The sequence below is a fragment of the Lysobacter yananisis genome (assembly GCF_031199375.1).
Lineage (GTDB): Bacteria > Pseudomonadota > Gammaproteobacteria > Xanthomonadales > Xanthomonadaceae > Lysobacter > Lysobacter yananisis.
In genome coordinates, this window is sequence record NZ_CP133568.1 from 4,483,264 (window position 1) to 4,508,327 (window position 25,064).

Here is a 25,064-nt window from a genome sequence, read left to right on the forward strand (position 1 = left end):
CGATGCCGCCGGCGTGGTCGATGTGCTCGTGCGAATTGAGGATGTAGCGCACCTGCGCCGGATCGAACCCGAGCGCGCGGATGTTGGCCTCGATGCCGGGCGCGGCGCTGTCGATGGCGCCGTCGATGAGGATGTGGCCGGCCTCGGACGTGACCAGGATCGCGCTGATCGCGCAGGTGCCGACGTACCAGGTGTTGCCGTGGATATGCCGCGGCGCGGTGGGATCGCCCCACTTCGGCTTGTCCGGGCAGGGCGCGATCGCGGCCGCGGCATGCGCATCGCCGCGTTGCGGCGCGCTGGCGCAGCCGGCGAGCAGCGAGGAAGCGATCGAAACGGCCAACACGGCGGCGGGCAAGCGCATGCGCGGAATCCTTGCGGGGGAAGAGGCGACCACTATCCCCGATTCGCGCGCGGCGCGGAGCAAAAAGAAATCGTGGCTGCGCAAAGCAGGATTTTTGCATCCGCGCGCCGGCGTCGCCGCTCTTGCAGGAGCGGCGCGAGCCGCGGCCGCGACAATACGGTTACGGCGAAGGTCGTGTCATCGCTGGTGCATCACGGCGCGGGTGGTGTTTTCGCCGCAGTTGCGGATTCGCGGTCGCGGCTTGCGCCGCTCCTACAGGGAGCAAGGCGCAGCCGCGCCGCGAGCGGGGTCAGATCTCGCGCGCCAGCTTTTCGGCCAGGCCGACGTAGCTGCCCGGCGTCATCGCCAGCAGCCGCTGCTTGTCGGCTTCGGGCAGATCCAGCGAGGCGATGAATTCGCGCATCGAGGCTTCGTTGATGCCCTGGCCGCGGGTCAGCGCCTTGAGCTGTTCGTAGGGATTGGGCAGGCCGTAGCGGCGCATCACCGTCTGCACGGCCTCGGCCAGCACTTCCCAGGCGGCGTCGAGGTCGGCGGCCAGGCGCTCGGGGTTGGCGCTGAGCTTGCCGAGCCCGCGCAGCAGCGCGTCGAAGCCGATCAGGGCGTGGCCGAACGCGGTGCCGAGCGCGCGCAGCACGGTCGAGTCGGTCAGGTCGCGCTGCCAGCGGCTGATCGGCAGCTTGGCGGCGAAATGCTCGAACAGCGCGTTGGCGATGCCGAAGTTGCCTTCGGCGTTCTCGAAGTCGATCGGGTTGACCTTGTGCGGCATGGTCGAGCTGCCGACTTCGCCGGCCTTGACCGCCTGCTTGAAATAGCCCAGCGAGATGTAGCCCCACACGTCGCGGCACAGGTCGATGCAGACGGTGTCGATGCGGCGCTGCGCGTCGCAGACTTCGGCGATGCCGTCGTGCGGCTCGATCTGGGTGGTGTAGGGCTGCCAGTCCAGGCCCAGCGAGGTCACGAAGCGCTGCGAGAACGCGGTCCAGTCGATGTCCGGGTAGGCGGCGACGTGGGCGTTGTAGTTGCCGACCGCGCCGTTGATCTTGCCGGGCATCAGCGCGCCGGCGAGGGTCTCGCCCTGGCGCTGCAGGCGCGCGACCACGTTGGCGATCTCCTTGCCCACCGTGGTCGGCGAGGCGGTCTGGCCGTGGGTGCGCGAGAGCATCGGCAGCGCCGCGTGTTCGTGCGCCATCGCGCGCAGCTTCTGGATCAGCTCGTCGAGCTTGGGCAGCAGCACGTCCTGGCGCGCCTGGTTGAGCATCAGCGCGTAGCTGAGGTTGTTGATGTCCTCGCTGGTGCAGGCGAAGTGGACGAATTCCAGCGCCGGGCCGAGCTCGGCGTCGTCCTTGAGCCGCTCCTTGATCAGGTACTCCACGGCCTTGACGTCGTGGTTGGTGGTGCGCTCGATTTCCTTGACCCGCGCCGCGTCCTCGACCGAGAGGTGTTCGGCCAGCGCGCGCAGGCGCGCGGCGGCGGCGGCGGAGAACGGCGCCAGTTCGACGATGGCCGGCTCGTCGGCCAGCGCCAGCAGCCATTCCACCTCGACCTTGACCCGGGCCTTGATCAGGCCGAATTCGGAGAAGATCGGCCGCAGCGCGTCGACCTTGCCGGCGTAGCGGCCATCGAGCGGGGACAGGGCGAGCAGGGTGGTCTGGGAGTCGGCGGACATGGCACGCAGTGGGGAGGAAAACAGTCGCGCATTCTACCCCCTGGGCCCCGGACGTGCCCGCAGCGCCCTGTAGGAGCGGCGCGAACCGCGATCGCGGGGTCGCAAGGTCGCGCCGCGAATGCGAAGCCCCGCGGTCGCGGTTCGCGCCGCTCCTGCAGGGGCCGCACCCTGGCGACAGCCGCACCCTGCATGATCGGGCGGAAACCCTTGCCGGCCTCGACGCCCGCCGCGACCGCGGCGATCATGGGCGCCGCCAGCGGAATCCAGCCAGCCAGGCCGCCGCGTCCGGGATCTCGACACCTCCGGTGCGCGTGCGGACCGATCACGGCGATGCGCGGCGATGCCGCCGCGCACGTTATTCGACGAACGTCCCCTACGACTCAAACGGAGTTGGCAATGGCGAGCAAACGCAAGACCCCGGCCCGCGGCGAACGCGCGGCGGCCGGCAAGACCGGCGGCGCGGCCGCGGGCTACCGCCTCGAACACGACAGCATGGGCGAACTCAGCGTCCCGGCCGCGGCCTTGTGGGGCGCGCAGACCCAGCGCGCGGTGCAGAACTTCCCGATCTCCGGCCAGCCGATGCCGCGCGAGTTCATCCGCGCGCTGGCCCTGGTCAAGGCGGCCGCGGCGCAGGTCAACGGCGGTTTCGGCCTGCTCGACCCGGGCGCGGCCGAGGCCATCGCCCAGGCCGCGCGCGAGGTCGCCGACGGCGGCTTCGACGCGCAGTTCCCGATCGACGTCTACCAGACCGGTTCGGGCACCTCGAGCAACATGAACGCCAACGAGGTCATCGCGACCCTGGCTTCGCGCTCGGGCAAGCACGCGATCCACCCCAACGATCACGTCAACCTCGGCCAGAGCTCCAACGACACCATCCCGACCGCGATCCGGGTGTCGGCGGCGCTGGCGGTGCACGAGCACCTGCTGCCGGCGCTCAAGCACCTGCGCAAGACCATCGAGCGCCGCGCCAAGGAGCTCGGCCGCACGGTCAAGACCGGCCGCACCCACCTGATGGACGCGATGCCGCTGACCTTCGGCCAGGAGTTCGGCGCCTGGGCGGCGCAGCTGGATTCGGCCCAGCAGCGCATCGAAGACGCGCTGCGGCGGCTGCGCCGGCTGCCGATCGGCGGCACCGCGATCGGCACCGGCATCAACGCCGATCCGCGCTTCGGCAAAGCCGTGGCCAAGGCGCTCAGCGCCGCCGGCGGAGTGCGCTTCGAATCGGCCGCGGACAAGTTCGAGGGCCTGGCCTCGCAGGACGACGCGGTCGAACTGTCCGGCCAGCTCAGCGCGCTGGCGGTGGCGCTGACCAAGATCGCCAACGACCTGCGCTGGATGAATTCCGGCCCGCTCGCCGGCCTGGGCGAGATCGAACTGCCGGCGCTGCAGCCGGGCAGCTCGATCATGCCGGGCAAGGTCAACCCGGTGATCCCGGAAGCGCTGGCGATGGTCTGCGCCCAGGTCATGGGCCACCACACCGCGATCACCATCGCCGGGCAGAGCGGCAATTTCCAGCTCAACGTGATGCTGCCGCTGATCGCCTACGACCTGCTCGATTCGATCCGCCTGCTCGCGCGCGCGATGCCGCTGCTGGCCGACAGCGCCATCGCCGGGCTCAAGGTGCGCGAGGCGCACGTGCGCGAAGCGCTGGACCGCAACCCGATCCTGGTCACCGCGCTCAATCCGATCATCGGCTACGAGAAGGCCGCCGCGATCGCCAAGCGCGCCTACAAGGAGGCCCGGCCGGTGCTGGAGGTGGCGCTGCAGGACAGCGGTTTGAGCGAGAAACAGCTGCGCAAGCTGCTCGATCCGGCCGCGCTGACCCGCGGCGGCATCCGCGCCGGCGGGGGCGGCGGGGGCGGCTGAGCGCGGCGGCGTTCGCGCGGCGCGCGATTTGATGCACAATCGCATCGATCGCTGCGCTGCAGGCGGGGGAAACCTCGGCGCAGAATGTTCCAGCATTTAGTTTCGCGACCGGCGTGGGATTTTCAGGCGCATGCGCCTGTATATCCTCGCCGTTCGGGAGGAATATCCAAGCGCGAGCGCGGATAATATTCCAACCGGGGCGGGCAGGGGCGCCGCAACGCGGGTGCGGCCGGATTCTCCGGCGCCTCCGCCGGACCGTGCGAGGGCGCGGTCCGCGCCGGCGTCCAGGCCCGCGACCCCGCAGCGATGCCGCGGTACGGCATCGCCGCGGGAAACCGGCGGTTTCGGCCGCCGTAAAACGTCCGTCGCGGTCCGGCGCGGGCGCGGGGTTATTGAGCGGTAACCCTGCGGTCATCACGGATCAGCCGCGGCGGGTTTGAAGTAACTGTCGTTCGCGCGACACAGGATGCGGCGCGCGCACGAGTTTCCCCGCAGCCCCTGGCCGCCCGGCCAGCCATAACTAATGGAGCCTCGCTCATGAAGTCCAATCGTTTCCTTCGGTACGCCGCCATCGTCTCGCTGCTGGCCTGCGCCGCCTGCAAGCCGCAGTCGATTCCCTACTTCGACGACGCCCACGTCGACCTGAGCGCACGCGCGGCTCCGGCCGCGGTGGACGCGGCCAAGGTCGCCGTCGCCAGCGTCCGCACCGCGCACTGAGGCTGCGTCCCGGACCGGGATCGCCCGGTCCGGGCCCGCGCGCCGCGACGGCGCTCGCGGCCGCGCCACATGCGCCGGAGCCGGCGCTGGGCCTGTGGCCGGGGGCGGCGTTGGAGCGGGCGATCTTGGCTCGCCCGAGCGATGGTTCGGTCCGGCCGCGCTGGTTCGCTGCCGCCCCGTTGACCGGATTCCCGGTTTTTCGCACGTATTTTGTGAGCGTGCGGGGTTTTGTTTCTTCCCGCCGGCGCCTGCCTGCTGGCAACGCAGGCCGCGGCAGCGCCGCGACGTCCGCGAGCGCATCGCGCCGACGCCCGTTTTTGTGAAAACGTCTGTATCGCGCGTGCCGCTGGCCGGCCGCGCGCAGGGTATCCGCGCCGGTATTGTTCGCCGCGCATGGCGCACGGCGTGTGCCGCGCCTGCGCAACGCAGCGCGGCGCCCGCCGGCGCGCGGATGACAGCCGCCGCGGCGCTTGGCATAGTGCCGGCGCGGGCTGGGAGCGTCCGCACGGCAAGCCGCCCGCGCGGGCGGCGGATCTCTGGCGTGCGCCGGCCGCTACTCACTCAAGGAAGCGATGCAATGAACCGTGCCATCTCCCGCAAGCCCACCGCGGCGTTCGTCGGCGCCTCGTGGGGCGCGTTGCTGCTCGGCTCGCTGGCCTATCTGGTCGGCCTGTGGAACGCGTCGACCATGCAGCTCAACGAGAAGGGTTATTACCTGACCCTGCTGCTGTACGGCCTGTTCGCGGCCGTGTCGGTGCAGAAGTCGGTGCGCGACCGGATGGAAGGGATCCCGGTCACCAACATCTACTACGGCCTGGCCTGGTTCTCGGTGGTCACCGCGCTGACCCTGCTGTTCGTCGGCCTGTGGAACGCCGAGCTCGCCTTCAGCGAGAAGGGCTTCTACGCCATGGCCTATGCGATGAGCCTGTTCGCGGCGATCGCGGTGCAGAAGAACACCCGCGACAGCGGCGACGGCGGCGAACGGGTGGAAGAGCGCAGCTTCGACTGATCCGGCGCCGCGACCGGCCGGCGGCCGGTCGCGGCGGTGCGCTCAGCGCTTGCGGCAGTCGTCGCCGACGCCGGCGGCGAGGCGCGCGAACGGTTCGAACTGCGGCAACGCCGCGCTCAGCCGTTGTTGCGCGTCGCGCAGCGCCTGCGCGCGCTGGCACAGTTGCAGCGCTTGGGCTTCCAGCTTGGCCGCTTCGGCCTGGATCTTGGCCTCGGTCTGGTCGGTGTTGCCGTCGCGCAGGTCCCGGGCCACGGTGCTCAGGGCCTGTCCGGCCATCGCCGCGCCGGCCTTGCCCATCGCGGCGCCGTCGCGGCGCATGCCCGTGGCCTGTTGGTAGAACTCGCGGCCGAGCGCCTGCTGCGCCGGCGTCAGCGCCAGCGCGCCGCCGTCGATGGCGATGGCGCCGTCGGGGCCGATCTGCGCGCTGCGGCCGGCGGCGCGCAACAGCACCTTGTCGCCGTCCATCGAGATGTGATCGATCACCGACACCTGCACGCCGCCGTCGGGCTGGCGCGAACAGGCGCCGGCGAAGGCGGCCGCGAGCGCGGCGGCGAGCAGGGCGGCGACGGGAACGGTGCGGGCGGTCATGGGCGGGGCTCCGGACGAAGCGCGTGATCGGAAAAGAGAGGAAAAGGCGGACGAAGCTTGCTGCGTCGATGCGGACGGCGCGCCGCCCGCATCGATGCGCGCCGGTCAGTCCTGCTTGGGCACGTCGACCCGGCCGGACACGCCGCGGTGCTTGACCGAACCGCTGCCGACCCGGGCCACGCGCAGGTCGCCGCGCACGCCGTCGACTTCCAGATCGCCCGAGCCGATGCGGTCGAGGGTGACCGATCCGGCGACCTGGTCGAGCTCGACGTCGCCGGAACCGACCGTGCCGATCCTGACGTCGCCGCCGACGTTGCGCGCCTTCAGGTCGCCCGAGCCGAGGCTGACGATCTGCAGCGGGCCGATGTCGCGCAGCACGATGTCGCCGGAACCGACCGAGGCCACGGTCAGGCCGCGCACGTTCTCGACGGCGATGTCGCCGGAATTCACGTCGGCGCTGAGCGCGGCGACGTTGCGCACCGAGGCGTCGCCGGAGCCGACCTTGAGCTGCACGCGCAGGTTCTGCGGCACGCTCGCGTGCAGGCGCATGTAGCGCTGGCCGTTGAAGTTCAGGCCGATGCGCTTGGCGTGCTCGGCGGTCACCACCAGCTTGTTGCCTTCGCGGCGCTGGCTCAGGGTCAGGCCGGCGAGGTCGGCGGGGTTGCTGGCGCAGGCATGGCCGGCGACCGCGGGCGCGCCGTTGCCGCCCTCCACGATCAGGTCGTCGGAGCCGATCTCGAACACCACCGCCTCCACGCCGCGCAGATCCAGCGCGAGATTGCGCGGCTGGGCGTTGTCGCAGCGGTCGGCGGCGAAGGCCGCGCCGGGCAACAGCGCGGCGCAGAGCAGGGCGAGCAAGGGGCGAGCGTAAGGCGGGAAGCGCATGGCGAGGTCCTGGGCAGGAACGAAAGGTAAGGCTGGGATGCGCTGGGGGCCGGCAGGGTTGAAAGCCCGGTCGCGTTCGATCGCGACCGCCCCCGCCGGCCGGCTGCGGCTCAGCCGTCGTCGCGCCAGCGGCGCAGGCGGATCGCGGCGTAGATCATCGCCGCGCCGAGCGCCGCGCCGATCCACAGGTCGGCGGTGGCCAGCACGTGCAGGCTATTGACCGAATCCAGCTGGCTCAGCGCCTCGGTGCCCTTAAGCGCGGCCTGCTGGGCGTCGCCGTTCATTTGCTCGTGCAGGAACCAGGTGCCCGGCACCACGCTGAGCAGGCCGCGCAGCGCCACCGTGTACCAGATCGCGCCGTGCGGGATCTCGATGCCCGGCATGATGTCGAGGAAACTGACGAACACGCAGGCCAGCAGCGGGATCACCACCGCCCAGACGAAGGGCACGCTGCGCGCCCAGGCCGAGCACAGCATCAGCCAGCCGACGGTCGGTAGCGCCCACAGCGCGTACACCGGCACCGACACCGCCAGTTCGGCGAGCAACCGGAACGGATGGGCCTGGGTGAAGATCGCGCCGGCGCCGGGGAAGCCGTTGAGCACCGCCGCCAGCCACGCCAACACCCACATCACCAGGCCCACCGCCAGGCCGATCGCCGCGGCCAGCAGCGGCGCCAGCAGCAGCGCCCACACCAGCTTGGACAGCACCGCCTGGGTGTCGGAGACCGGCAGCGACTTCCAGAACAGGATGCTGCGGTCCTTGCGTTCGTCGTAGATCGAGCCCAGTGCGTAGAAGAACACCACGAACACGAACACCAGGCAGACCATGCCCAGGCCGCCGGCCAGGGCGGCGTCGCCGATGCTGCCGGCGCGGCCGATCTCGCCGCCGCTCATCTCGAAGTTGATGCCTTCGCCGCGTTCGTTGGCGACCTTGCGGAACAGCACCGAACCGCCGATCACGCCGAGCACGGTGAAGACGATGGCGATGGCGCCGGCGATCAGCGGGCCCCACAGGAAGCCGCCGCGGTGTTCCCAGAATTCGCGCTTGAGCAGCATCAGGAAGACCCGCGACGGGGCGATCGCGGCGGCCGCGCGGGGGACGGCGGCGGTGCTTGCGGAATAGTCGTCGGTGGCGGCGTTCATGCGTAGGTCCCCTTCATGGTGGCGACGAACAGGTCGGCCAGGCCCGGCGTGCGGGTCTCGCCGAGGCCGTCGAGCTGGGCGGCGGCGACGCCGTCGAACAGCATCACGGTCTTGCCGAACGGCAAGGCGCGTTCGTCCAGCGGCCCGAGCGTGCGCGCATGCTCGGCCTTGTCGCGGTCGACCAACACCTCGACGAAGCGCTCCCCGACGTTCTCCATCGGGCAGTCCAGCACGATCTTGCCGTCGCGGATGAACATCACGTCGGTGAGGATGTGTTCGATCTCCTCGACCTGGTGGGTGGTGACCACGATGGTCTTGTTCTCGTCGAAGTAGTCTTCCAGCAGGCGCTGGTAGAACTGCTTGCGGTAGAGGATGTCCAGGCCCAGGGTCGGTTCGTCGAGCACCAGCAGGCGCGCGTCGATCGCCATCACCAGCGCCAGGTGGAGCTGCACGATCATGCCCTTGGACATCTCGCGCACGCGCAGGTCGGGCTTGAGCTGGGTGCCGTGCAGGAAGCGTTCGCACTTGGCCCGGTCGAAGCGCGGATGCACGCCGGCGACGAATTCGATCGCCTCGCGCACCCGCAGCCAGCGCGGCAGCACCGCCACGTCGGCGATGAAGCAGACCTCGCGCATCAGCTCGTCGCGCTGGGTGCGCGGGTCCAGCCCGAGCACCGACAGTTCGCCTTCGAACGCGGTCAGGCCGAGCACCGCCTTGAGCGCGGTGGTCTTGCCGGCGCCGTTGGGGCCGATCAGGCCGACGATGCGGCCGGCGGGGATGTCGAAATCGGTGCCGGCGAGCGCGGCCTTGTTGCGGTAGGTCTTGCGCAGGCCGCGGGCGCGGACCACGGCGCCGGCGGCGTCGCGCAGGGGCGGGGTATGCAGGGAGTGGGTCATGGGGCGTCCGCCTTGTGGCTGCCGTTGGTGGCGGCCGGTTCGCCGGCCAGCAGTTCCTCGGCGCGCAGGCCGAGCCGGGCGATGCGTTCGAGCACCAGCGGCCATTCCTCGCGCAGGAAGCGGTCGCGCTCGTTGAGGAGCAGTTTCTTCGCGGCTTCTTCGGTCACGTACATGCCCAGGCCTCGGCGTTTTTCGACCAGCGCCTCGTCGGCCAATTCTTGGTAGGCGCGCGAGACGGTGATGGGATTGAGTTGGTATTCGGCGGCGACCTGGCGCACGGAAGGCAGGGCGTCGCCCGGCTTGAGCACGCCGTCGAGCATCATGGCGACGACGCGCTCCTTGAGCTGGCGATAGATCGGAGCGCCGTCGCTCCATTGGATTGCGGTCATGGCTCAGCCCCGCGACAGGAAGGAGAAATAGGGCATAACGAGATTGCTGCGGTTGCGGCGCGCGGCGCGGGACGCCTTGCGCGTGGGTTCGGCCGCCGGTTCCGCGGCGGCGGGTGCGGCGGGGGCGATGGCGTTGGCCAGCGCGGCCAGGTCGCCGACGTCGCCGGCCAGCGCGCCGGCCAGGCTGGCCAGTTCGCTGGCGCGTTCGGCGTTCTCCAGCTGCGAGGCGCGCTGCTCGATCTTGCGCATCGCGCCGGCGACGTCGCCGGAACGGGCCTGGGCGCGGGCGAGGAAGGCGCGGTCGAAGCTGATCCGGGCCTTGACCGTGCCCAGGTCGACTTCGATCGGGCGGGTGGCCGGCGCGTCGGCGGCGAATTCGGTCAGCCGCGGCGCCGGGGCGGCATCGGGGGCGGGCAGGGGCAGGGCGACCACCAGGCCCAGCACCAGCGCGCCGCCGGCGGCCATCAGGGCCGAAATCGAGTTATGGAGCTTGCGGTTCATATGAACGTCCTGCTCTTTAGTGGGCCGGTGTTGTATGCAACTATAACACCTAAACACGTCGCGTCAATCGCCGCCGACCCAACTAAAGTCATACTGGTCCGGTTCCCGCCGCGGCCCGTCCGCCGGGCCCTCCCCCTGTCACCGAGGCCTGCCATGTCCGCTGTCGCCCCCTCGCATTCCCCCTCCCGGACCCGCCGCCGCGCCGCCGTCGCGCTGGCGCTGGGCCTGGCGCTCGCCGCCGGCGCGGCCGCGGCCGCCGCCGGCGGCCTGCTCGACCGCAGTTACCGCCCGCTGGCCGGCAAGCAGCCGGTCGAGCTGTCCAAGACCTACGCCGGCGACGTCGTGCTGGTGGTCAACACCGCCAGCAAATGCGGCTTCACCCCGCAGTTCGAGGCGCTGGAAGGCCTGCACGCCAAGTACAAGGCGCGCGGCTTCGCCGTGCTCGGCTTCCCGTCCGGCGACTTCAAGGCCCAGGAATTCGAGGACGAGAAGCAGATCCAGGAGTTCTGCACGCTGACCTACGGGGTCAAGTTCCCGATGTTCGAGAAGGTGCACGTGGTCGGCGAGCAGGCCACGCCGCTGTACAAGGACCTGGCCAAGGCCGCCGGCGGCGAGGCGCCGAAGTGGAACTTCCACAAGTACCTGATCGGCCGCGACGGCAAGCTGATCGCCAGCTACGGCAGCAAGACCACGCCGGACGATCCGGCGGTGGTCGCGGCGATCGAGCGCGCCCTGGCGGCGCCGGCGCCGAAGGCGGCCGCGGCGCGCTGATCGCGCCGCGAGCGCGCACGGATCGTCCGCGCGGGCGCCGCCGACGGCGGGCGCGCGGCGATCTGGGCGCCCGGTCAGGTTTCCCCGCGCCGCCGCCGGCGCCGCGGCGGAACTAAAACGCCGGTCCGCCGTCACACTGGAGCGTTGCCGCCCACGGCCGCGCCCGCGACAATGGCGGGCTCGCGCCGCGCGGCGGCGCGTCATCCGATTGCAAGTTCGACACCCAGGACACCAGGAGCGGGACCCTAATGAAGCCCTTCGTGCGCGGCGCGGCCGTGTTGATGACCACCGCGGCGCTGTTCGCTGGCGCCGCCTCTGCCCAGGACAAATCCGTGCTCGCCAACGACCGCGAAAAAATCAGCTACGCCATCGGCATGGACGTGGCGTCCTCGCTCAAGCCGGTCGGCCCCGACCTCGACGCCGCGGCGTTCGAAAAGGCGGTCAAGAACGTGTTCGACGGCGGCAAGCCGCTGATCACCCAGGACGAGGCCCGCACCGTCGACACCGCGCTGCGCGCGCGCATCGCCTCGCGCGAGGGCAAGCCGGCCCAGGGCACCCCGCCGGGCACGCCGCCGCCGGCGGTCGACAAGGCCAAGGTCGGCCTGATGATCGGCACCTTCATGGTCGGCCCGGCCCTGCAGCAGATCAAATCCGAGATCGACCTGCCGGTGCTGGCCCAGGCCGTGCGCACCGCGCTCGGCGGCGGCAAGCCGCTGCTGGCCGAGGGCGACGCGCGCACCGTGCTGACCAACTTCAGCGAGCGCATGCAGGCCAAGGCCAAGGCCGACGCGGCCGCGGCCGGCGACAAGAACCTCAAGGAAGGCAAGGCGTTCCTCGAGGAGAACAAGAAGGTCAAGGGCGTGTTCTCGACCGGTTCGGGCCTGCAGTACATGATCCTGCGCCAGGGCTCGGGCGAGCGTCCCAAGCCGACCGACAAGGTCAGCGTGAACTACAAGGGCACGCTGCTGGACGGCAAGACCTTCGACAGTTCCTACGATCGCGGCCAGCCGGCCGAATTCCCGGTCAACGGCGTGATCCAGGGCTGGCAGGAAGGCCTGGCGATGATGCCGGTGGGCAGCAAGTTCAAGTTCTGGATTCCGTCCGAGCTGGCCTACGGCCCGAACGGCGCGCCGCCGAGCATCGGCCCCAACGCCGTGCTGACCTTCGAGGTCGAACTGCTCGACATCCTGTGATCCCCACGCGCCGCGCGTTCGCGCGCGGCGCGTGAAGCAACGTTCAGCCGCTGCCGGGCAGCTTGTCCGGCCGGCCACCCACCTTCCGGTCTTCCAGTCTTTTCAGGAGTGCAGTTTGATGAAGCCTTTCATGCGTAACACCGCCCTGGCGATCGCCGTGGCCTCGGCCGCGCTGTTCGCCGCGGGCTGCGACCAGGCCGGCAAGCCGGCCGGCGACAAGGCCGCGGCCGACGCCAAGAGCGGCGACAAGGCGGCCGACGCCGCCAAGGACGTCAAGGTCCTGGGCGGCATGAAGACCGAGAAGGAGCAGAACAGCTACTTGATCGGCATGGACATGGGCCGTTCGCTGGAGCTGCTCAAGGACGACATCGACCTGGCCGTGCTGCAGAAGGCGATGCAGGCCAGCATGAAGGGCGAGAAGGCTGCGCTGACCGACGAGGAAGCGATGCAGATCCGCCAGCGCCTGCAGGAGACCGTGCGCAACAAGCAGGTCGAGAAGATGATGGCGACGGCCAAGAAGAACCAGGAAGAGGGCGAGAAATTCCTCGCCACCAACGGCAAGAAGGCCGGCGTGGTGACCACCGCCTCGGGCCTGCAGTACCAGATCGTCAGCGAGGGCAAGGGCGCCAAGCCCAAGGCCTCCGACACGGTCCGCGTGCACTACAAGGGCACCACCCTGGACGGCAAGACCTTCGACAGCTCCTACGATCGCAACGAGCCGGCGGTGTTCCCGCTCGGCGCGGTGGTGCCGGGCTGGCAGGAAGGCATCGCGCTGATGCCGGTCGGCAGCAAGTTCAAGCTGTGGATCCCGGCCAAGCTCGGCTACGGCGAGCAGGGCACCCCGGGCGGCCCGATCGGCCCGAACGCGACCCTGGTGTTCGACGTGGAACTGCTCGACATCGTCAAGCCCGACGCGGCCGGCGCCGGCCCCGGCGCGGCGGCGGGCGCCGGTCCGGACAAGCACTAAGCGGCCCGACGGCGGCCTCGGCGCGCGATCCTCGCGCCGAGGCCGCGACCGCGCGCGTTCCCGGCGGGATGGCCCGCCGGGACGCCTCGCCCGGGAGGCGGCGCGGCAGCGGCGGCTTTTGCAGCGCGGCCCGCGTCCCCATACCCTTGCGGCAACCGGCGCCGGCGCCGGGGTCCCGCCGGCACCGCCGCGCCGGACCGGGGCCCGCGCCATCCGCGCGGCCCGCGTCCATCGATCCCGCTACACCAAGGAACACAGCAATGCGCGTCACCATCTTCGGCACCGGCTATGTGGGCCTGGTCACCGGCACCTGCCTGGCCGACGTCGGTCACGACGTGGTCTGCGTCGACATCGACCAGGCCAAGGTCGAGGGCCTCAACCGCGGCGCGATCCCGATCTACGAGCCGGGCCTGGAGCCGATGGTCAAGGCCAACCACGCCGCCGGCCGCCTGCACTTCACCACCGACGCCGCCGGCGCGATCGCCCACGGCGACCTGATCTTCATCGCCGTCGGCACGCCGCCCGACGAGGACGGCAGCGCCGACCTCAAGTACGTGCTGGCGGTGGCCCAGACCATCGGCCGCCACATCGAGCGCCCGGTGATCGTGGTCAACAAGTCGACCGTGCCGGTCGGCACCGCCGACAAGGTCCAGGCGAGCATCGCCGCCGAATTGGCCGCGCGCGGCGCGCAGGTGCCGTTCGACGTCGCCTCCAATCCCGAATTCCTCAAGGAGGGCGACGCGGTCAACGACTGCATGCGCCCGGACCGCATCGTCATCGGCGCGGCCAACCCGCTCGCGGTGGAGAAGCTCAAGCGCCTGTACGCGCCGTTCAACCGCAACCACGAACGCATCGTGGTCATGGACGTGCGCTCGGCCGAGCTGACCAAGTACGCGGCCAACGCGATGCTGGCGACCAAGATCAGTTTCATGAACGAGATCGCCAACATCGCCGAGAAAGTCGGCGCCGACATCGAGATGGTCCGCCAGGGCATCGGCTCGGACCCGCGCATCGGCTGGCACTTCATCTATCCCGGCGCCGGTTACGGCGGCTCGTGCTTCCCCAAGGACGTGCAGGCGCTGGCGCGCACCGCCCAGCAGCACGGCTACGGCGCGCGCCTGCTCGATGCGGTGGAGTCGGTCAACGACAGCCAGAAGGGCCATCTGTTCGAACTGATCCAGCGCCATTACGGCGGCGACGTACGCGACAAGACCTTCGCCGTGTGGGGCCTGGCGTTCAAGCCCAACACCGACGACATGCGCGAGGCCTCCAGCCGGCGCCTGCTGGCGCAGTTGTGGGACGCCGGCGCCAAGGTCCGCGCTTACGATCCGGAGGCCAGCGAGGAAGCGCAGCGCATCTTCGGCGAGCGTGAGGACCTGGTGCTGTGCGATTCGGCGCGCGCCGCGCTGGCCGACGCCGACGCGCTGGTGGTGGTGACCGAGTGGAAGCAGTTCCGCAGCCCGGATTTCGTGCGCGTGCGCCAGGCCCTGGCCGACGCAGTGATCTTCGACGGGCGCAACCTGTACCATCCCGACGAAGTCGAGGCCGCGGACCTGGCCTATTACGGCATCGGCCGCGGCCGTTCGATCCGCATCGACGCCTGAGCCCGTGAGCCCCGCCGTGAGCGAAGACCCCATCCAACAGCGCCTGGTCGACCTGGAAACGCGCCTGGCGTTCCAGGAGCACGCGTTGACCGAGCTGAGCGACGCGCTCGCCGCCGCGCGCAGCGAGGAAGCGCGCAACGCGCTGCTGCTGCATCGCGCGCTCGAAGAGATCAAGCACCTGCGCGCGGCGTTCGCCGCGAGCCCCCTGACCGGCGACGCCAGCAGCGAACCGCCGCCGCCGCACTACTGACGAACCTGCAATGAGCGATAGCCTGCGCGACCAATTGCTGGGCCTGGGTTTCAAGCCCGCGCCCAAGCCCGAACGCCACGAACGCAAGGGCGAGGACCGCCGCGGCGGCAAGCCCGGCGCCGGCGGCAAGCCCCACGGCGGCAAACCGCAAGCGCGCGCCGACGGCGCCGCCCGCGGCGACGGCCGTCCCGGCGGACACAAGCCCGGCGGAGCCAGGCCCGACGGCCAAGAGCGCGGCGGCGCGCGGCCCGGCCAGGGCCGTCCCGGCGGCAAGCCCGGCGAAGCCGGCGCCGGCCGCGCGGGCGCCAAGCCGGGCGAACGCGGCCGCGGCGGCCGTCCCGGCCAGGGCGGACGCGCGGCCACGCGCGAGGACATCGACCTGGCCAAGGCCTACGCGATCCGCGCCCAGCGCGAGAAGGACGAGCGCATCGCCGCCGAGCAGGCCAAGCAGGAAGAGGCGCGCCTGCGCCGCGAAGCGCGCGCGCGGCTGGCCGAACTGCTCAAGGACCAGGCGCTCAACATCGCCGACGCCGACATCGCCCGGCATTTCCCGTACGGCGGCAAGATCAAGCGCGTGTACGTGACCGCCGAGCAGCTCAAGCAGCTCAATGCCGGCGAACTGGGCGTGCTGCAGCAGGAAGGCCGCTATCTGCTGGTGACGGCGGCGATGCTGGCCCAGGCCGAGGAAATCTTCCCGCCGGCGGTGGCGCTCAAGGTCGATCCGAACGCGCCGGCGGACGAAGATCCTTACGCCGATCCGATGTACCAGGTGCCGGACGATCTGGTCTGGTGAAGTCGCGGCGGGCAGGGTGGTTGCGCTGTCCGCGAGAGGGTATCGACGAAGGCCGCGACGGATGTCGCGGCCTTTGCTTTTGGGGCGGCAGGTGAGGCGTCGGCTGCTGAGACAGACGCGGCGGTGGCGGGCGTTCGTCGTCGTTGTGGCGGCGCGGTCGCGGCTTGCGCCGCTCCTACAGGAAGAAACGTGGCGGCATGGCGCCCTGTAGGAGCGGCGCAAGCCGCGACCGCGACACGCCGACTGCCGCGAACGCCCCGAACAGCCCGAAAACCCCGAAAACCCCGAAAACCCCGAAAACCCGCAATCCATCCCCGACGCGCGACGATCCGCGCAATCAGGTCCCGGTGGCGCGGACGGCCGCCGGCGCGCGCGCGTCCGCTTCCGCGGCCGCCGGCGCGATCCGCTCCAGCATCGCCTCGATCGCCGCCGCGGTCTGCTGCGGCCGCTCCATCGGGAACAGGTGGCTGCCTTCGACCCAGGCCCAGCGCTCGCCGACCAGGCGCCGCGTCGCCGCTTCGCCGGCATTGCGCAGCTCGCGCGAGCGGGTGCCGGCGAGGAAACCCACCGGCACCCGTACTTGCGGCGCCAGCCCGCTCAGCGAGGTGGTCGGCAGGCTGCGGTAGATGCGGTATTCGATCTCGCGCTCGAACGCCAGCTCGCGCGCGCCGTCGTCGGCGGCGCGGGTGCCGTGCTCGACGTAGTCGTTGAGCACGCGCTGGTCCCAGCGCGCGAAGGTCGGCTTGGCCAGGAAGTGCGCGCGCACCGCGGCGCGGTCGGGCCAGTGGTGGCGGCGCTGCAGGGTGGCGCGGGTCGGCATCACCAGGTTGTCCAGGCCGGTGCGCCGGCCCAGTTGCACCAGCCGCGCGCGCCAGCCGGCGATCAGCGGCGAATCCAGCATGACCACCCCGGCCAGGCGCGCGGCCAGCGCGGTGCCGGCGAGCCGGTGCGCGGCCAGCAGGCTCAGGTAGCCGCCGAGCGAATGGCCGACCAGGAAGATCCGGCGGGCGTCGCCGGCGGCGGCCACGGCGCGCTCGGCCAGTTCTTCGACCAGGTGCGGCCAGTCCAGGGTCACCGGATAGCGCGGATCGTGGCCGATCCGTTCGGGCCGCTCGATCCGGTAGCGCGCCGACAGCTGCTCCAGCATCACCCGGTAGACCGGGGCCGGAAAGCCGTTGGCGTGGGAGAACAGCAGCAGGTCGGACATGGCGGCGCGGGGGCCCGCAGGGCGGTCGGTGGCCGAAACATACCATTGCGTACAGTTGGGCGGTAGCGGCTCGGCGGGGGCGGTGCGCGCCGCGCTGGCGGCTGCGGCGTGGCGGCCATGCGGAGTCGGCCGGCGCCGGAATGCGCGCGCGAGGGCGCTGGCGCGGGTTCGCGGTCGCGGCCGGCGCCGGCTTCGCGTTGAAACCGCGAGCGACGGCCATCGCGGCAGCGAAACGCGCTCGATACAAATAAAAACCAGCCCGTACCGCGCCGTCGCTCCCGTCGCGACCCGCGCCTGCGCATACTCGCCGCGCGCCCGGCGGATCGCGCCGGCGCGCTTCCCACGGACTGCAACCCTACAAGGACTTTATGCGCCTCCTGCCCCTGGCCGCGTTCGCCGCGGCCGCCAGCCTGTTCGCCGCGCCCGCGCTCGCCTGCGACACCGTGCTGCCGCCCGAGCAGCGCGACATCGACGCGCCCGGCAAGTACTGCCTCGCCGCCAATCGCGAAAACCCGATCCGCATCAACGCCAGCGACGTCGAGCTGGACTGCCGCGGCCGCACCCTGACCCATCGCGACGACGAGCCCTGGGTCAACGAAGGCGTGCACCTGCGCGGCGGCAGCCGCGCGGTGGTGCGCAACTGCCGCCTGGTCGGCTGGACCCTGTCGATGGTGGTCGACCAGTACACCGACGCGCAGTTGCTCAACAACACCGTCCTCGCCAACGGCCCGGCGATCTCCGTGCACGGCACCGACCGCGCCGGCGGCGACGGCCTCAAGCTGACCGGCAACCGGATCTTCTACTACGACGCGCGCGAAGGCTCGGAGTGGGCGATCGCGCTCAACCATTCGCCCGCGCCGGCGCTGACCAACAACCTGGTCGCCGGCTTCCGCGGCTACGCCGCGATCATGCTCAACCGCGCCGCCGACGCGCAGCTGACCGGCAACCAGCTGCTCGACCTCAACGAAGGCGGCGCTGCGGCGGTGCGCATGGAGCAATCGCCGCGCGCGCGCCTGGTCCACAACACCGTGATGCTGCGCCGCGGCGTCAGCGCCAAGGGCCTGGTCGGCGCGAGCGATGCGACCTGCATCGAGAACGTGTTCGTCAACGTCGTCGATTCGGGCTTCGAACTGTGCTCGGTGCGGCGCCACAACGTCGATCAGATCAACAACGACTGAGCGCCGCGGACGACCGCCGGCGCCCGGACCGGCGGTCGCGCCGGCTGAGATGCGCGGCCGCCACAATGCAGGCGCGACGGCGGCGAAGCGGCGATGGCCGCGCCGCCGCATTCGCGTCGGACACACTCCCAAGACAAGGACGATTACCGCATGCGATCGACTTCCAAGACCGGCCTGGCCCTGGCCGGTTTGCTGCTCAGCGCCAACGCGCTGGCCTGCGACACCATCCTGCCGGCGAACCAGATCGGCATCTCCGCGCCCGGCAAGTACTGCCTGAGCGGCAACCGTAGCCTGCCGATCGAGATCAACGGCACCGACATCGAACTCGACTGCCGCACCCGCACCCTGGTCAACCCCTCCACCGGCGGCGGTCCCGGCGGCGGCGTCGGCATCATGGTGCGCGGCGGCGGCAAGGTGGTGGTGCGCAACTGCCGCGTCGACGGCTTCGCCAACGGCATCCAGGCCGATGTGGGCAGCGGCGCGCAACTGCTCAACAACACCGTGCTGCGTGCGCAGGACACGCCGATCATCATCCACGGCAATCCGTTCGGGCCGCCCGATCCGCAGGCCGAACCGGCGCGCATCGTCGGCAACCGGGTGATCGGCTACGGCGGCGACCAGGCGAACTGGGGCCCGGCGCTGCGCGTGCACGGCCTGCCGCGCGCGGTGATCGCCAACAACGTCGTCGCCGGCTACCGCGGCCGCGGCGGACTGGAACTGGGCGAGTCGCCCGATGCGCAGCTCACCGGCAACCAGTTCCTCGACTTCGAGGCCGGCCATCGCATGATCCAGTTCATCAACTCGCCGCGCGCGCGGGTGGTGCACAACACGATCATGTCGCGTCAGCCGATCGGCGAAGGCCTCACCGGCGCGGTCGATGCGACCTGCGTGGAGAACGTGTTCATCAACGTCCAGCCGTCGGGCTTCGCCGGCTGTTCGGTGGCGCGCTACAACGTCGAGCAGCCGCAGCCGCCGACCGGCCCGTGAGGCCTCGGTCCCGCGTCGCGCGATGCGCGGCGCGGGACCGCATCGTCGATTCGGACGAGTCGATTCGGGCCAATCGATTCGGGCCAATCGATTCGCGCGAAAGGCGAAACGATCGCGTGTCCGCCGCCGGCCTTCGCGCCGGCGGCTTCGCGTCGGCGCCAGCTAACGCGCGGGCAGCGCGCCCGAACGGGGAGTTGAGGCGGGCCGCTGGCCCCGAGGGCAGGCTCGGGCCGGCCGCTCAGTCGAACGCCGTGCCCAGCCGCTCGCGCAGCGAATGGCCGATCTCGCGCACGCTCGACACGCCGAGGTCGCGCAGGATGCGGTGGGTCGCGTGCGGCAGCGGCGATTCGTCGATGTCGTGCGGGGCGATGTTCTTGCCCGGCACGCCCGGCAGGAACTCGATGCCGGCGGCGAGGTAGCAGTGCTGCACCAGCGCCGAGCAGAACAGCGCGCCGTCCTTGGCCAGCAGGTTGCCGCGCTTGCGCAGGCGGCGGCTGTGCATCGCCATCATGGTGCCGAGCAGCTCGCTGAGCGAATAGCTCGACAGCCCGGCCAGCAGGTCCAGGCCGGCGCGCTGCACCTGCAGGGTCTGTTCCGGGCTCAGGCCGAAGTCGAGCACGGCGATGTTGGGGAAGGCCTCGGCGTCGTAGTAGCGCGCGACCCGGTTCTCCTGCACGCCCAGGCGGATCTGCCGGTAGCGCAGGTCCAGGTCGGACTCGATCACCCACCACTGGCCGTCCACGCGCCGCTCGCTGAAGACGAAGGCGTGCGACCACAGGCTGCGGTGGCCGTCCTCGGTCAGCGGCGACTGCGCCTTGCGGATCAGCTTGTTGATGAAGTCGCGGCCGCCGCACAGGCCGATGCGGCCGGGCGCGGCGTGCTTTTCGAGGAAGGCCTGGTTGCCGCGCGGGTCGCGGGACTCGTCGTCGGCCAGGTCTTCGGGCAACAGGATTTCGCTCATCCGTGACGTTCCGTACTGCGCGGCCGGTGGGCGCCGGTCGCGGGGCGAAAGGACGGCGGGCGCCGTCCGTGAGGCGCCGGACCGGCGCCGTTCACTCGGGATCGTAATCCAGATTCGACGCCAGCCAGCGTTCGGCCTGGGCGCGGTCGACGCCCTTGCGCCGGGCGTAGTCCTCAACCTGCTCCTTCGACACCCGCCCGACCACGAAGTATTGGCTGTCGGGATGGCTGAAGTAATAGCCCGAGACCGCCGCCGCCGGGTACATGGCGAAGCTCTCGGTCAGCTCCAGGCCGGTGTGGGCGCCGGCGTCGAGCATCGCGAACAGGTCGCGCTTCTCGCTGTGCTCGGGACAGGCCGGGTAGCCCGGGGCGGGGCGGATGCCGCGGTAGCCCTCGTCGATCAGCGAGTCGTTGTCGAGCGCCTCGTCGCCGGCATAGCCCCAGAATTCCTTGCGCACGCGCTGGTGCAGGCGCTCGGCCAGCGCTTCGGCGAAGCGGTCGGCCAGGGCCTTGAGCATGATCGCGTTGTAGTCGTCGTGGTCGGCCTCGAAGCGCGCCACGTGCGGCTCGATGCCCAGGCCGGCGGTGACCGCGAACGCGCCGATCCAGTCCTGGCGGCCGCTGTCCTTCGGCGCGATGAAGTCGGCCAGGCAGAAATCGGGGCGGTCGGCGGGCTTGTCGGCCTGCTGGCGCAGGAAGTGCAAGGTTCGGGACCGGGAACCGGGTAGCGGGGACCCGACGGCACGGGGCGCGGGATCGGCGAAGCTCTGCCGGTCCCCGGTCCCCGGTCCCGGGTCCCGCAGATCGACCTCGACGTCGTCGCCGACCGCGTTCGCCGGCCACAGGCCGAACACCGCCTTGGCCCGGATCCACTTTTCCGCGACCAGCTGCTTCAGCATCGCGCGGGCGTCGCGGTACAGCTCGGTGGCCTGGGTGCCGACGATCTCGTCGGTGAGGATCGCCGGATAGCGCCCGGCCAGTTCCCAGGTGTTGAAGAACGGGGTCCAGTCGATGTAGTCGACCAGTTCCTCCAGCGGATAGTCGTCGAACGCGTACACGCCCGGCGCGTTCGGCGCCGGCGGCGCGTAGTCGGCCCAGCCGCCGTCGAAGCGCTGGCCGCGCGCCTTCTCCAGCGAGACCAGGCGCTTGCCGTCGCCGCGGTTGCGGTGGCGCTCGCGGATCTCGGCGTAGTCGGAGGCGTTGGCGGCGACGAACGGCTCGCGCAGCTCGATCGAGATCAGCGACTGGGCCACGCCGACCGCGCGCGAGGCGTCCTTGACCCAGATCGTCGGCGCCTTGTAGTGCGGATCGATCTTCAGCGCGGTGTGCGCGCGCGAGGTGGTGGCGCCGCCGATCAGCAGCGGCATGGTGAAGCCCTGCCGCTGCATCTCGCGGGCGACGTGGCTCATCTCTTCCAGCGAGGGCGTGATCAGGCCGGACAGGCCGATCAGGTCGGCGTTCTCGGCTTTGGCCCGGTCGAGGATGGTCTGCGCCGGCACCATCACCCCGAGGTCGACGACCTCGAAGTTGTTGCAGGCCAGGACCACGCCGACGATGTTCTTGCCGATGTCGTGCACGTCGCCCTTGACCGTCGCCATGACGATCTTGCCGTTGGACTTGCCGACATCGCCGGTGCGCAGCTTCTCGGCTTCGATGAACGGCAGCAGATAGGCGACCGCCTTCTTCATCACCCGCGCGGACTTGACCACCTGCGGCAGGAACATCTTGCCGGCGCCGAACAGGTCGCCGACCACGTTCATGCCGGACATCAGCGGGCCTTCGATCACGTCCAGCGGGCGCGCGGATTCGGCGCGCGCGACTTCGGTGTCCTCCTCGATCCACTGGTCGATGCCGTGGACCAGGGCGTGGCTGAGCCGCTCGCGCACCGGCTTGTCGCGCCAGCGCAGGTCCTCGGTCTTCTTCTCGCCCTTCTTGCCCTTGAAGCGGTCGGCGATCTCCAGCAGGCGCTCGGTGCTGTCGCTGCGGCGGTTGAGGACCACATCCTCGACCCGCTCGCGCAGGTCCGCGTCGAGGTCGTCGTACAGCGGCAGCGCGCCGGCGTTGACGATGCCCATGTCCATGCCGGCGCGGATCGCGTGGTAGAGGAACACCACGTGGATCGCCTGGCGCACCGGCTCGTTGCCGCGGAACGAGAACGACACGTTCGACACGCCGCCGGAGATGTGGCAGTACGGAAAGCGCCGCTTGATCTCGCGGGTGGCCTCGATGAAGGCGACCGCGTAGTCGTTGTGTTCCTCGATGCCGGTGGCGACCGCGAACACGTTCGGGTCGAAGATGATGTCCTCGGGCGGGAAACCGATCTCCTCGGTCAGCAGCTTGTAGGCGCGCGAGCAGATCTCGACCTTGCGCTCGATGGTGTCGGCCTGGCCGACCTCGTCGAAGGCCATCACCACCACCGCCGCGCCGTAGCGGCGCACCAGCCGGGCCTGGCGCAGGAACTCGTCCTCGCCTTCCTTCATCGAGATCGAATTGACGATGCCCTTGCCCTGCAGGCACTGCAGCCCGGCCTCGATCACGTTCCATTTGGAACTGTCGACCATCACCGGCACCCGCGCGATGTCCGGCTCGGCCGCGATCAGGTTGAGGAACTCGACCATCGCCTTCTGCGAGTCGAGCAGGCCCTCGTCCATGTTGACGTCGATGACCTGGGCGCCGCTCTCGACCTGCTGGCGCGCGACCACCACCGCCTCGTCGAGGCGGCCTTCCAGGATCAGTTTCTTGAACTGCGCGCTGCCGGTGACGTTGGTGCGCTCGCCGACGTTGACGAAGTTGCTTTCCGGGGTGATCTGCAGCGGTTCGAGGCCGCTGAGACGGGTTTGGCGGGGGAGGGCGGCGGTCATTCGGGTGTCTGGCGGCGTTCGGGCGGGTGGGAGAGGTAGGAGTGAGCGCAGAGGAGTGAGGAGTGAGCGAAAGCAGGCTCTTTCTCACTCCTCACTCCTCTGCGCTCACTCCTCGCTTTCAAGCGGCATCGACCAACTGCAACGGCCGCCGCGGCGTCACCCCCGCCACCGCCGCCGCGATCGCGGCGATATGCGCCGGCGAGGTGCCGCAGCAGCCGCCGACCAGGTTCAGCAGGCCGGCGCGGGCGAACTCGCCGAGCACCGCGGCCATGTCCTCGGGCGTCTCGTCGTAGCCGCCGAAGGCGTTGGGCAGGCCGGCGTTGGGGTGGGTGCTGACGTGGGCGTCGGCGATCTGCGACAGCACGTCGACGTGCACGCGCAGGTCCTTGGCGCCGAGCGCGCAGTTCAGGCCGATCGCGGTCGGCTGCACGTGCCGCACCGAGTACCAGAACGCCTCGGCGGTCTGGCCCGAGAGGGTGCGGCCGGAGGCGTCGGTGATGGTGCCGGAGATCATCACCGGCAGCCGCGCGCCGCGCGCGTCGAAGGCTTCCTCGATCGCGAACAGCGCGGCCTTGGCGTTGAGGGTGTCGAAGATGGTCTCGACCATCAGCACGTCGGCGCCGCCGTCGATCAGGCCGTCGGCGGCCTCGCGGTAGGCCTCGCGCAGCTGGTCGAAGCTGATCGCGCGGTAGCCGGGGCGGTTGACGTCCGGGCTCAGCGAAGCGGTGCGGCTGGTCGGGCCGAGCACGCCGATGACGAAGCGCGGACGCGCCGGGTCGAGCGCCTCGATCTCGTCGCACACGCCGCGGGCGAGCCTGGCGCCTTCGAAGTTGAGCTCGCGCGCCAGGTGCTGCAGGCCGTAGTCCTCCAGCGAGATCGTGGTCGAGTTGAAGGTGTTGGTCTCGACCAGGTCGGCGCCGGCCTGCAGGTACTCGCGGTGGATGCCGGCGATGATCTCGGGCCGGGTCAGGGTCAGCAGGTCGTTGTTGCCGCGCTGGTCGCGCGAGCAGCCGCAGCTTTCGCCATGGACGTGCTCGCCGTCGTGCTCGCGCGCCGGCGGCGAATACAGCCGGTCGTAGCCCTGCGCGAAGCGCTCGCCGCGATAGTCTTCCTCGCCCAGCGAGTGCTGCTGGATCATCGTACCCATCGCGCCGTCGATGATCAGGATGCGCGCGGCCAGGCCGTTCAGCAGCGCTTGCGCGCGTTCGGGGTGGAGCCAGGGCAGCTGTTTCATCGGCGGGTCCTCACTTCTTGGCCGGCTTGCGCGCCGCGGGCGAAGCGGCCGCCGGCTCGGGCAGCGGCTTGCGCGCCATCAGCGCGATCACTTCGAAATGCGGCGGGCGGCGTTCGCGGGTGACGGTCTCGCAGCTGACGATGTCGAAGCCGGCCTTGGCCGCGAACTTCTGCAGGTCCTTCTCGGTGAAGCCGAGGTTGACGTGGCCGAAGGCCTCGACCGCGCCGCGGTGCTCGTGCCGGGCCAGGCTGGTCAGCAACACCCGGCCGCCAGGGCGCAGCACGCGCGCGGCCTCGGCCACGGCCTGGGCCGGTTGCTCGGCGTAGGTCAGCGCGTGCATCAGCACCACCAGGTCGAAGGTCTCGGCCGCGAACGGCAGCGCGTGCATGTCGCCCTCGCGCACTTCCACGTTGCGCAGCTTGCGCAGGCGCTCGGACGCGGCGGCGACGACCTTGGTGCTGGCGTCCAGGCAGATGTAGCGGTGCGAATGCGGCGCCAGCAGTTCGGCCAGCACGCCGTCGCCGGAGGCGATGTCGAGCACGTCGCCGGGCTGCAGCAGCGGCAACGCCGAGCGCGCCAGCGCCTCCCAGGTGCGGCCGGGCGAGTAATGGCGTTCCATGTCGCCGGCGACCGAATCGGCCCAGTTCTGGTCGGAGGCGCGCATCGCCAGGACCGCGGGCACGCGCTCGGCGTCCTGGCGCAGCAACGGGTCGTCGCTGCCGGTGCTCAGGGTCTGCCACAGCGCGCGCTGGGCGTTGTCGAGCGCGCCCTCGTCGAAGCGGTAATAGGCCGAGACGCCGGCGCGGCGGTCGCGCACCAGCCCGGCTTCCTTGAGCTTGGACAGGTGGGTGGACACGCGCGGCTGGGCCAGGCGGGTGATCGCCGAGAGCTCGGCCACGGTCAGCTCCTCGCGTTCGAGCAGGGCGAGCAGCCGCACGCGGGTGGCGTCGGCGAACACTTTGAGTCTTGCGGACCAGCCTTCGAGATCCATTGGGGGCGTCGGAGTGGGAAATGGAGAATGGGGAAGCGTTTACGGCGC

The 25,064-nt window shown here is 70.7% G+C and carries 23 protein-coding genes and 1 pseudogene; 11 read left to right on the forward strand and 13 right to left on the reverse strand.

From position 1 onward, the window contains the following. Nucleotides 1-58 precede the first annotated feature (58 nt). Nucleotides 59-361, reverse strand: a pseudogene (locus RDV84_RS26880) (hypothetical protein); the annotation flags it as partial. 289 nt (nt 362-650) lie between these two features. After that, the gene (gene purB / locus RDV84_RS18795) at nt 651-2,027 is read right to left on the reverse strand and encodes an adenylosuccinate lyase (RefSeq protein ID WP_057947761.1); all 1,377 of its coding nucleotides are present in this window, start codon (nt 2,025-2,027) and stop codon (nt 651-653) included. Nucleotides 2,028-2,423: 396 nt separating this feature from the next. On the opposite strand from purB, the gene RDV84_RS18800 reads away from it, so the two are divergent. From RDV84_RS18800 to yiaA, 3 genes are all read left to right on the forward strand, one after another. Beyond that, on the forward strand, nt 2,424-3,893 hold the full coding sequence (locus RDV84_RS18800; RefSeq protein ID WP_123648298.1) for a class II fumarate hydratase: 1,470 nt from the start codon (nt 2,424-2,426) through the stop codon (nt 3,891-3,893). Nucleotides 3,894-4,430: 537 nt separating this feature from the next. Then, nucleotides 4,431-4,610, forward strand: a complete 180-nt coding sequence (locus tag RDV84_RS18805; RefSeq protein WP_057947760.1) for a hypothetical protein — start codon at nt 4,431-4,433, stop codon at nt 4,608-4,610. Nucleotides 4,611-5,187: 577 nt separating this feature from the next. Beyond that, nucleotides 5,188-5,619 (forward strand): inner membrane protein YiaA, encoded by a 432-nt coding sequence (yiaA, locus tag RDV84_RS18810; RefSeq protein ID WP_078998423.1) that lies wholly within the window; start codon nt 5,188-5,190, stop codon nt 5,617-5,619. Nucleotides 5,620-5,661: 42 nt separating this feature from the next. Here the strand turns inward: yiaA and RDV84_RS18815 are convergent, their stop codons facing one another. From RDV84_RS18815 to RDV84_RS18840, 6 genes are all read right to left on the reverse strand, one after another. After that, the gene (locus RDV84_RS18815; RefSeq protein WP_309151202.1) at nt 5,662-6,207 is read right to left on the reverse strand and encodes a hypothetical protein; all 546 of its coding nucleotides are present in this window, start codon (nt 6,205-6,207) and stop codon (nt 5,662-5,664) included. A 105-nt stretch (nt 6,208-6,312) separates the two neighbouring features. After that, nucleotides 6,313-7,092, reverse strand: a complete 780-nt coding sequence (locus tag RDV84_RS18820; protein ID WP_078999698.1) for a DUF4097 family beta strand repeat-containing protein — start codon at nt 7,090-7,092, stop codon at nt 6,313-6,315. A gap of 110 nt (nt 7,093-7,202) precedes the next feature. Next, the gene (locus RDV84_RS18825; protein WP_309153755.1) at nt 7,203-8,147 is read right to left on the reverse strand and encodes an ABC transporter permease; all 945 of its coding nucleotides are present in this window, start codon (nt 8,145-8,147) and stop codon (nt 7,203-7,205) included. 83 nt (nt 8,148-8,230) lie between these two features. After that, a complete protein-coding gene (locus RDV84_RS18830; RefSeq protein WP_309151203.1) occupies nt 8,231-9,130 on the reverse strand; it encodes an ABC transporter ATP-binding protein in 900 nt (299 codons plus the stop codon). Beyond that, entirely contained in the window at nt 9,127-9,519 is a 393-nt protein-coding gene (locus tag RDV84_RS18835; protein ID WP_057947755.1) for a GntR family transcriptional regulator, read from the reverse strand. The genes RDV84_RS18830 and RDV84_RS18835 overlap by 4 nt, the downstream gene beginning before the upstream one ends. A 3-nt stretch (nt 9,520-9,522) precedes the next feature. Beyond that, a complete protein-coding gene (locus RDV84_RS18840) occupies nt 9,523-10,020 on the reverse strand; it encodes a hypothetical protein (RefSeq protein ID WP_309151204.1) in 498 nt (165 codons plus the stop codon). Nucleotides 10,021-10,173: 153 nt separating this feature from the next. Here RDV84_RS18840 and RDV84_RS18845 point away from each other — a divergent pair, with 153 nt between their 5' ends. The 6 genes from RDV84_RS18845 to RDV84_RS18870 all read left to right on the forward strand — a co-directional run bounded on the left by RDV84_RS18845 (nt 10,174) and on the right by RDV84_RS18870 (nt 15,598). Beyond that, the gene (locus RDV84_RS18845; RefSeq protein WP_078999690.1) at nt 10,174-10,791 is read left to right on the forward strand and encodes a glutathione peroxidase; all 618 of its coding nucleotides are present in this window, start codon (nt 10,174-10,176) and stop codon (nt 10,789-10,791) included. A 248-nt stretch (nt 10,792-11,039) separates the two neighbouring features. Next, nucleotides 11,040-11,984: an FKBP-type peptidyl-prolyl cis-trans isomerase gene (locus RDV84_RS18850; RefSeq protein ID WP_057947752.1), complete on the forward strand. Its 945-nt coding sequence runs from the start codon at nt 11,040-11,042 to the stop codon at nt 11,982-11,984. 130 nt (nt 11,985-12,114) lie between these two features. Beyond that, on the forward strand, nt 12,115-12,951 hold the full coding sequence (locus RDV84_RS18855; protein ID WP_231783997.1) for an FKBP-type peptidyl-prolyl cis-trans isomerase: 837 nt from the start codon (nt 12,115-12,117) through the stop codon (nt 12,949-12,951). 260 nt (nt 12,952-13,211) lie between these two features. Further along, nucleotides 13,212-14,555 carry a UDP-glucose dehydrogenase family protein gene (locus RDV84_RS18860; RefSeq protein WP_309151205.1) on the forward strand — a complete coding sequence of 448 codons (1,344 nt, stop codon included), beginning with the start codon at nt 13,212-13,214 and terminating at the stop codon, nt 14,553-14,555. Between the two features lie 16 nt (nt 14,556-14,571). Then, on the forward strand, nt 14,572-14,805 hold the full coding sequence (locus RDV84_RS18865) for a SlyX family protein (RefSeq protein ID WP_425606227.1): 234 nt from the start codon (nt 14,572-14,574) through the stop codon (nt 14,803-14,805). 10 nt (nt 14,806-14,815) lie between these two features. Then, complete coding sequence (locus RDV84_RS18870; RefSeq protein ID WP_309151206.1) at nt 14,816-15,598, forward strand: DUF2058 family protein; 783 nt, start codon at nt 14,816-14,818, stop codon at nt 15,596-15,598. Nucleotides 15,599-15,935: 337 nt separating this feature from the next. Here the strand turns inward: RDV84_RS18870 and RDV84_RS18875 are convergent, their stop codons facing one another. Then, entirely contained in the window at nt 15,936-16,805 is an 870-nt protein-coding gene (locus RDV84_RS18875; RefSeq protein WP_309151207.1) for an alpha/beta fold hydrolase, read from the reverse strand. 368 nt (nt 16,806-17,173) lie between these two features. Between RDV84_RS18875 and RDV84_RS18880 the strand changes: the two genes are divergently transcribed. Further along, entirely contained in the window at nt 17,174-17,983 is an 810-nt protein-coding gene (locus RDV84_RS18880) for a NosD domain-containing protein (RefSeq protein WP_309151208.1), read from the forward strand. 150 nt (nt 17,984-18,133) lie between these two features. After that, nucleotides 18,134-18,970, forward strand: a complete 837-nt coding sequence (locus tag RDV84_RS18885; protein WP_057947745.1) for a right-handed parallel beta-helix repeat-containing protein — start codon at nt 18,134-18,136, stop codon at nt 18,968-18,970. 238 nt (nt 18,971-19,208) lie between these two features. Here RDV84_RS18885 and RDV84_RS18890 read toward each other — a convergent pair whose 3' ends face one another. From RDV84_RS18890 to RDV84_RS18905, 4 genes are all read right to left on the reverse strand, one after another. Beyond that, a complete protein-coding gene (locus RDV84_RS18890; RefSeq protein WP_309151209.1) occupies nt 19,209-19,931 on the reverse strand; it encodes a hypothetical protein in 723 nt (240 codons plus the stop codon). Nucleotides 19,932-20,022: 91 nt separating this feature from the next. Then, a complete protein-coding gene (gene metH / locus RDV84_RS18895; protein WP_309151210.1) occupies nt 20,023-22,791 on the reverse strand; it encodes a methionine synthase in 2,769 nt (922 codons plus the stop codon). A gap of 118 nt (nt 22,792-22,909) precedes the next feature. After that, nucleotides 22,910-24,025, reverse strand: a complete 1,116-nt coding sequence (locus RDV84_RS18900; protein ID WP_309151211.1) for a homocysteine S-methyltransferase family protein — start codon at nt 24,023-24,025, stop codon at nt 22,910-22,912. A gap of 10 nt (nt 24,026-24,035) precedes the next feature. Continuing rightward, complete coding sequence (locus RDV84_RS18905; RefSeq protein WP_057947741.1) at nt 24,036-25,016, reverse strand: ArsR/SmtB family transcription factor; 981 nt, start codon at nt 25,014-25,016, stop codon at nt 24,036-24,038. Nucleotides 25,017-25,064: the final 48 nt, after the last annotated feature.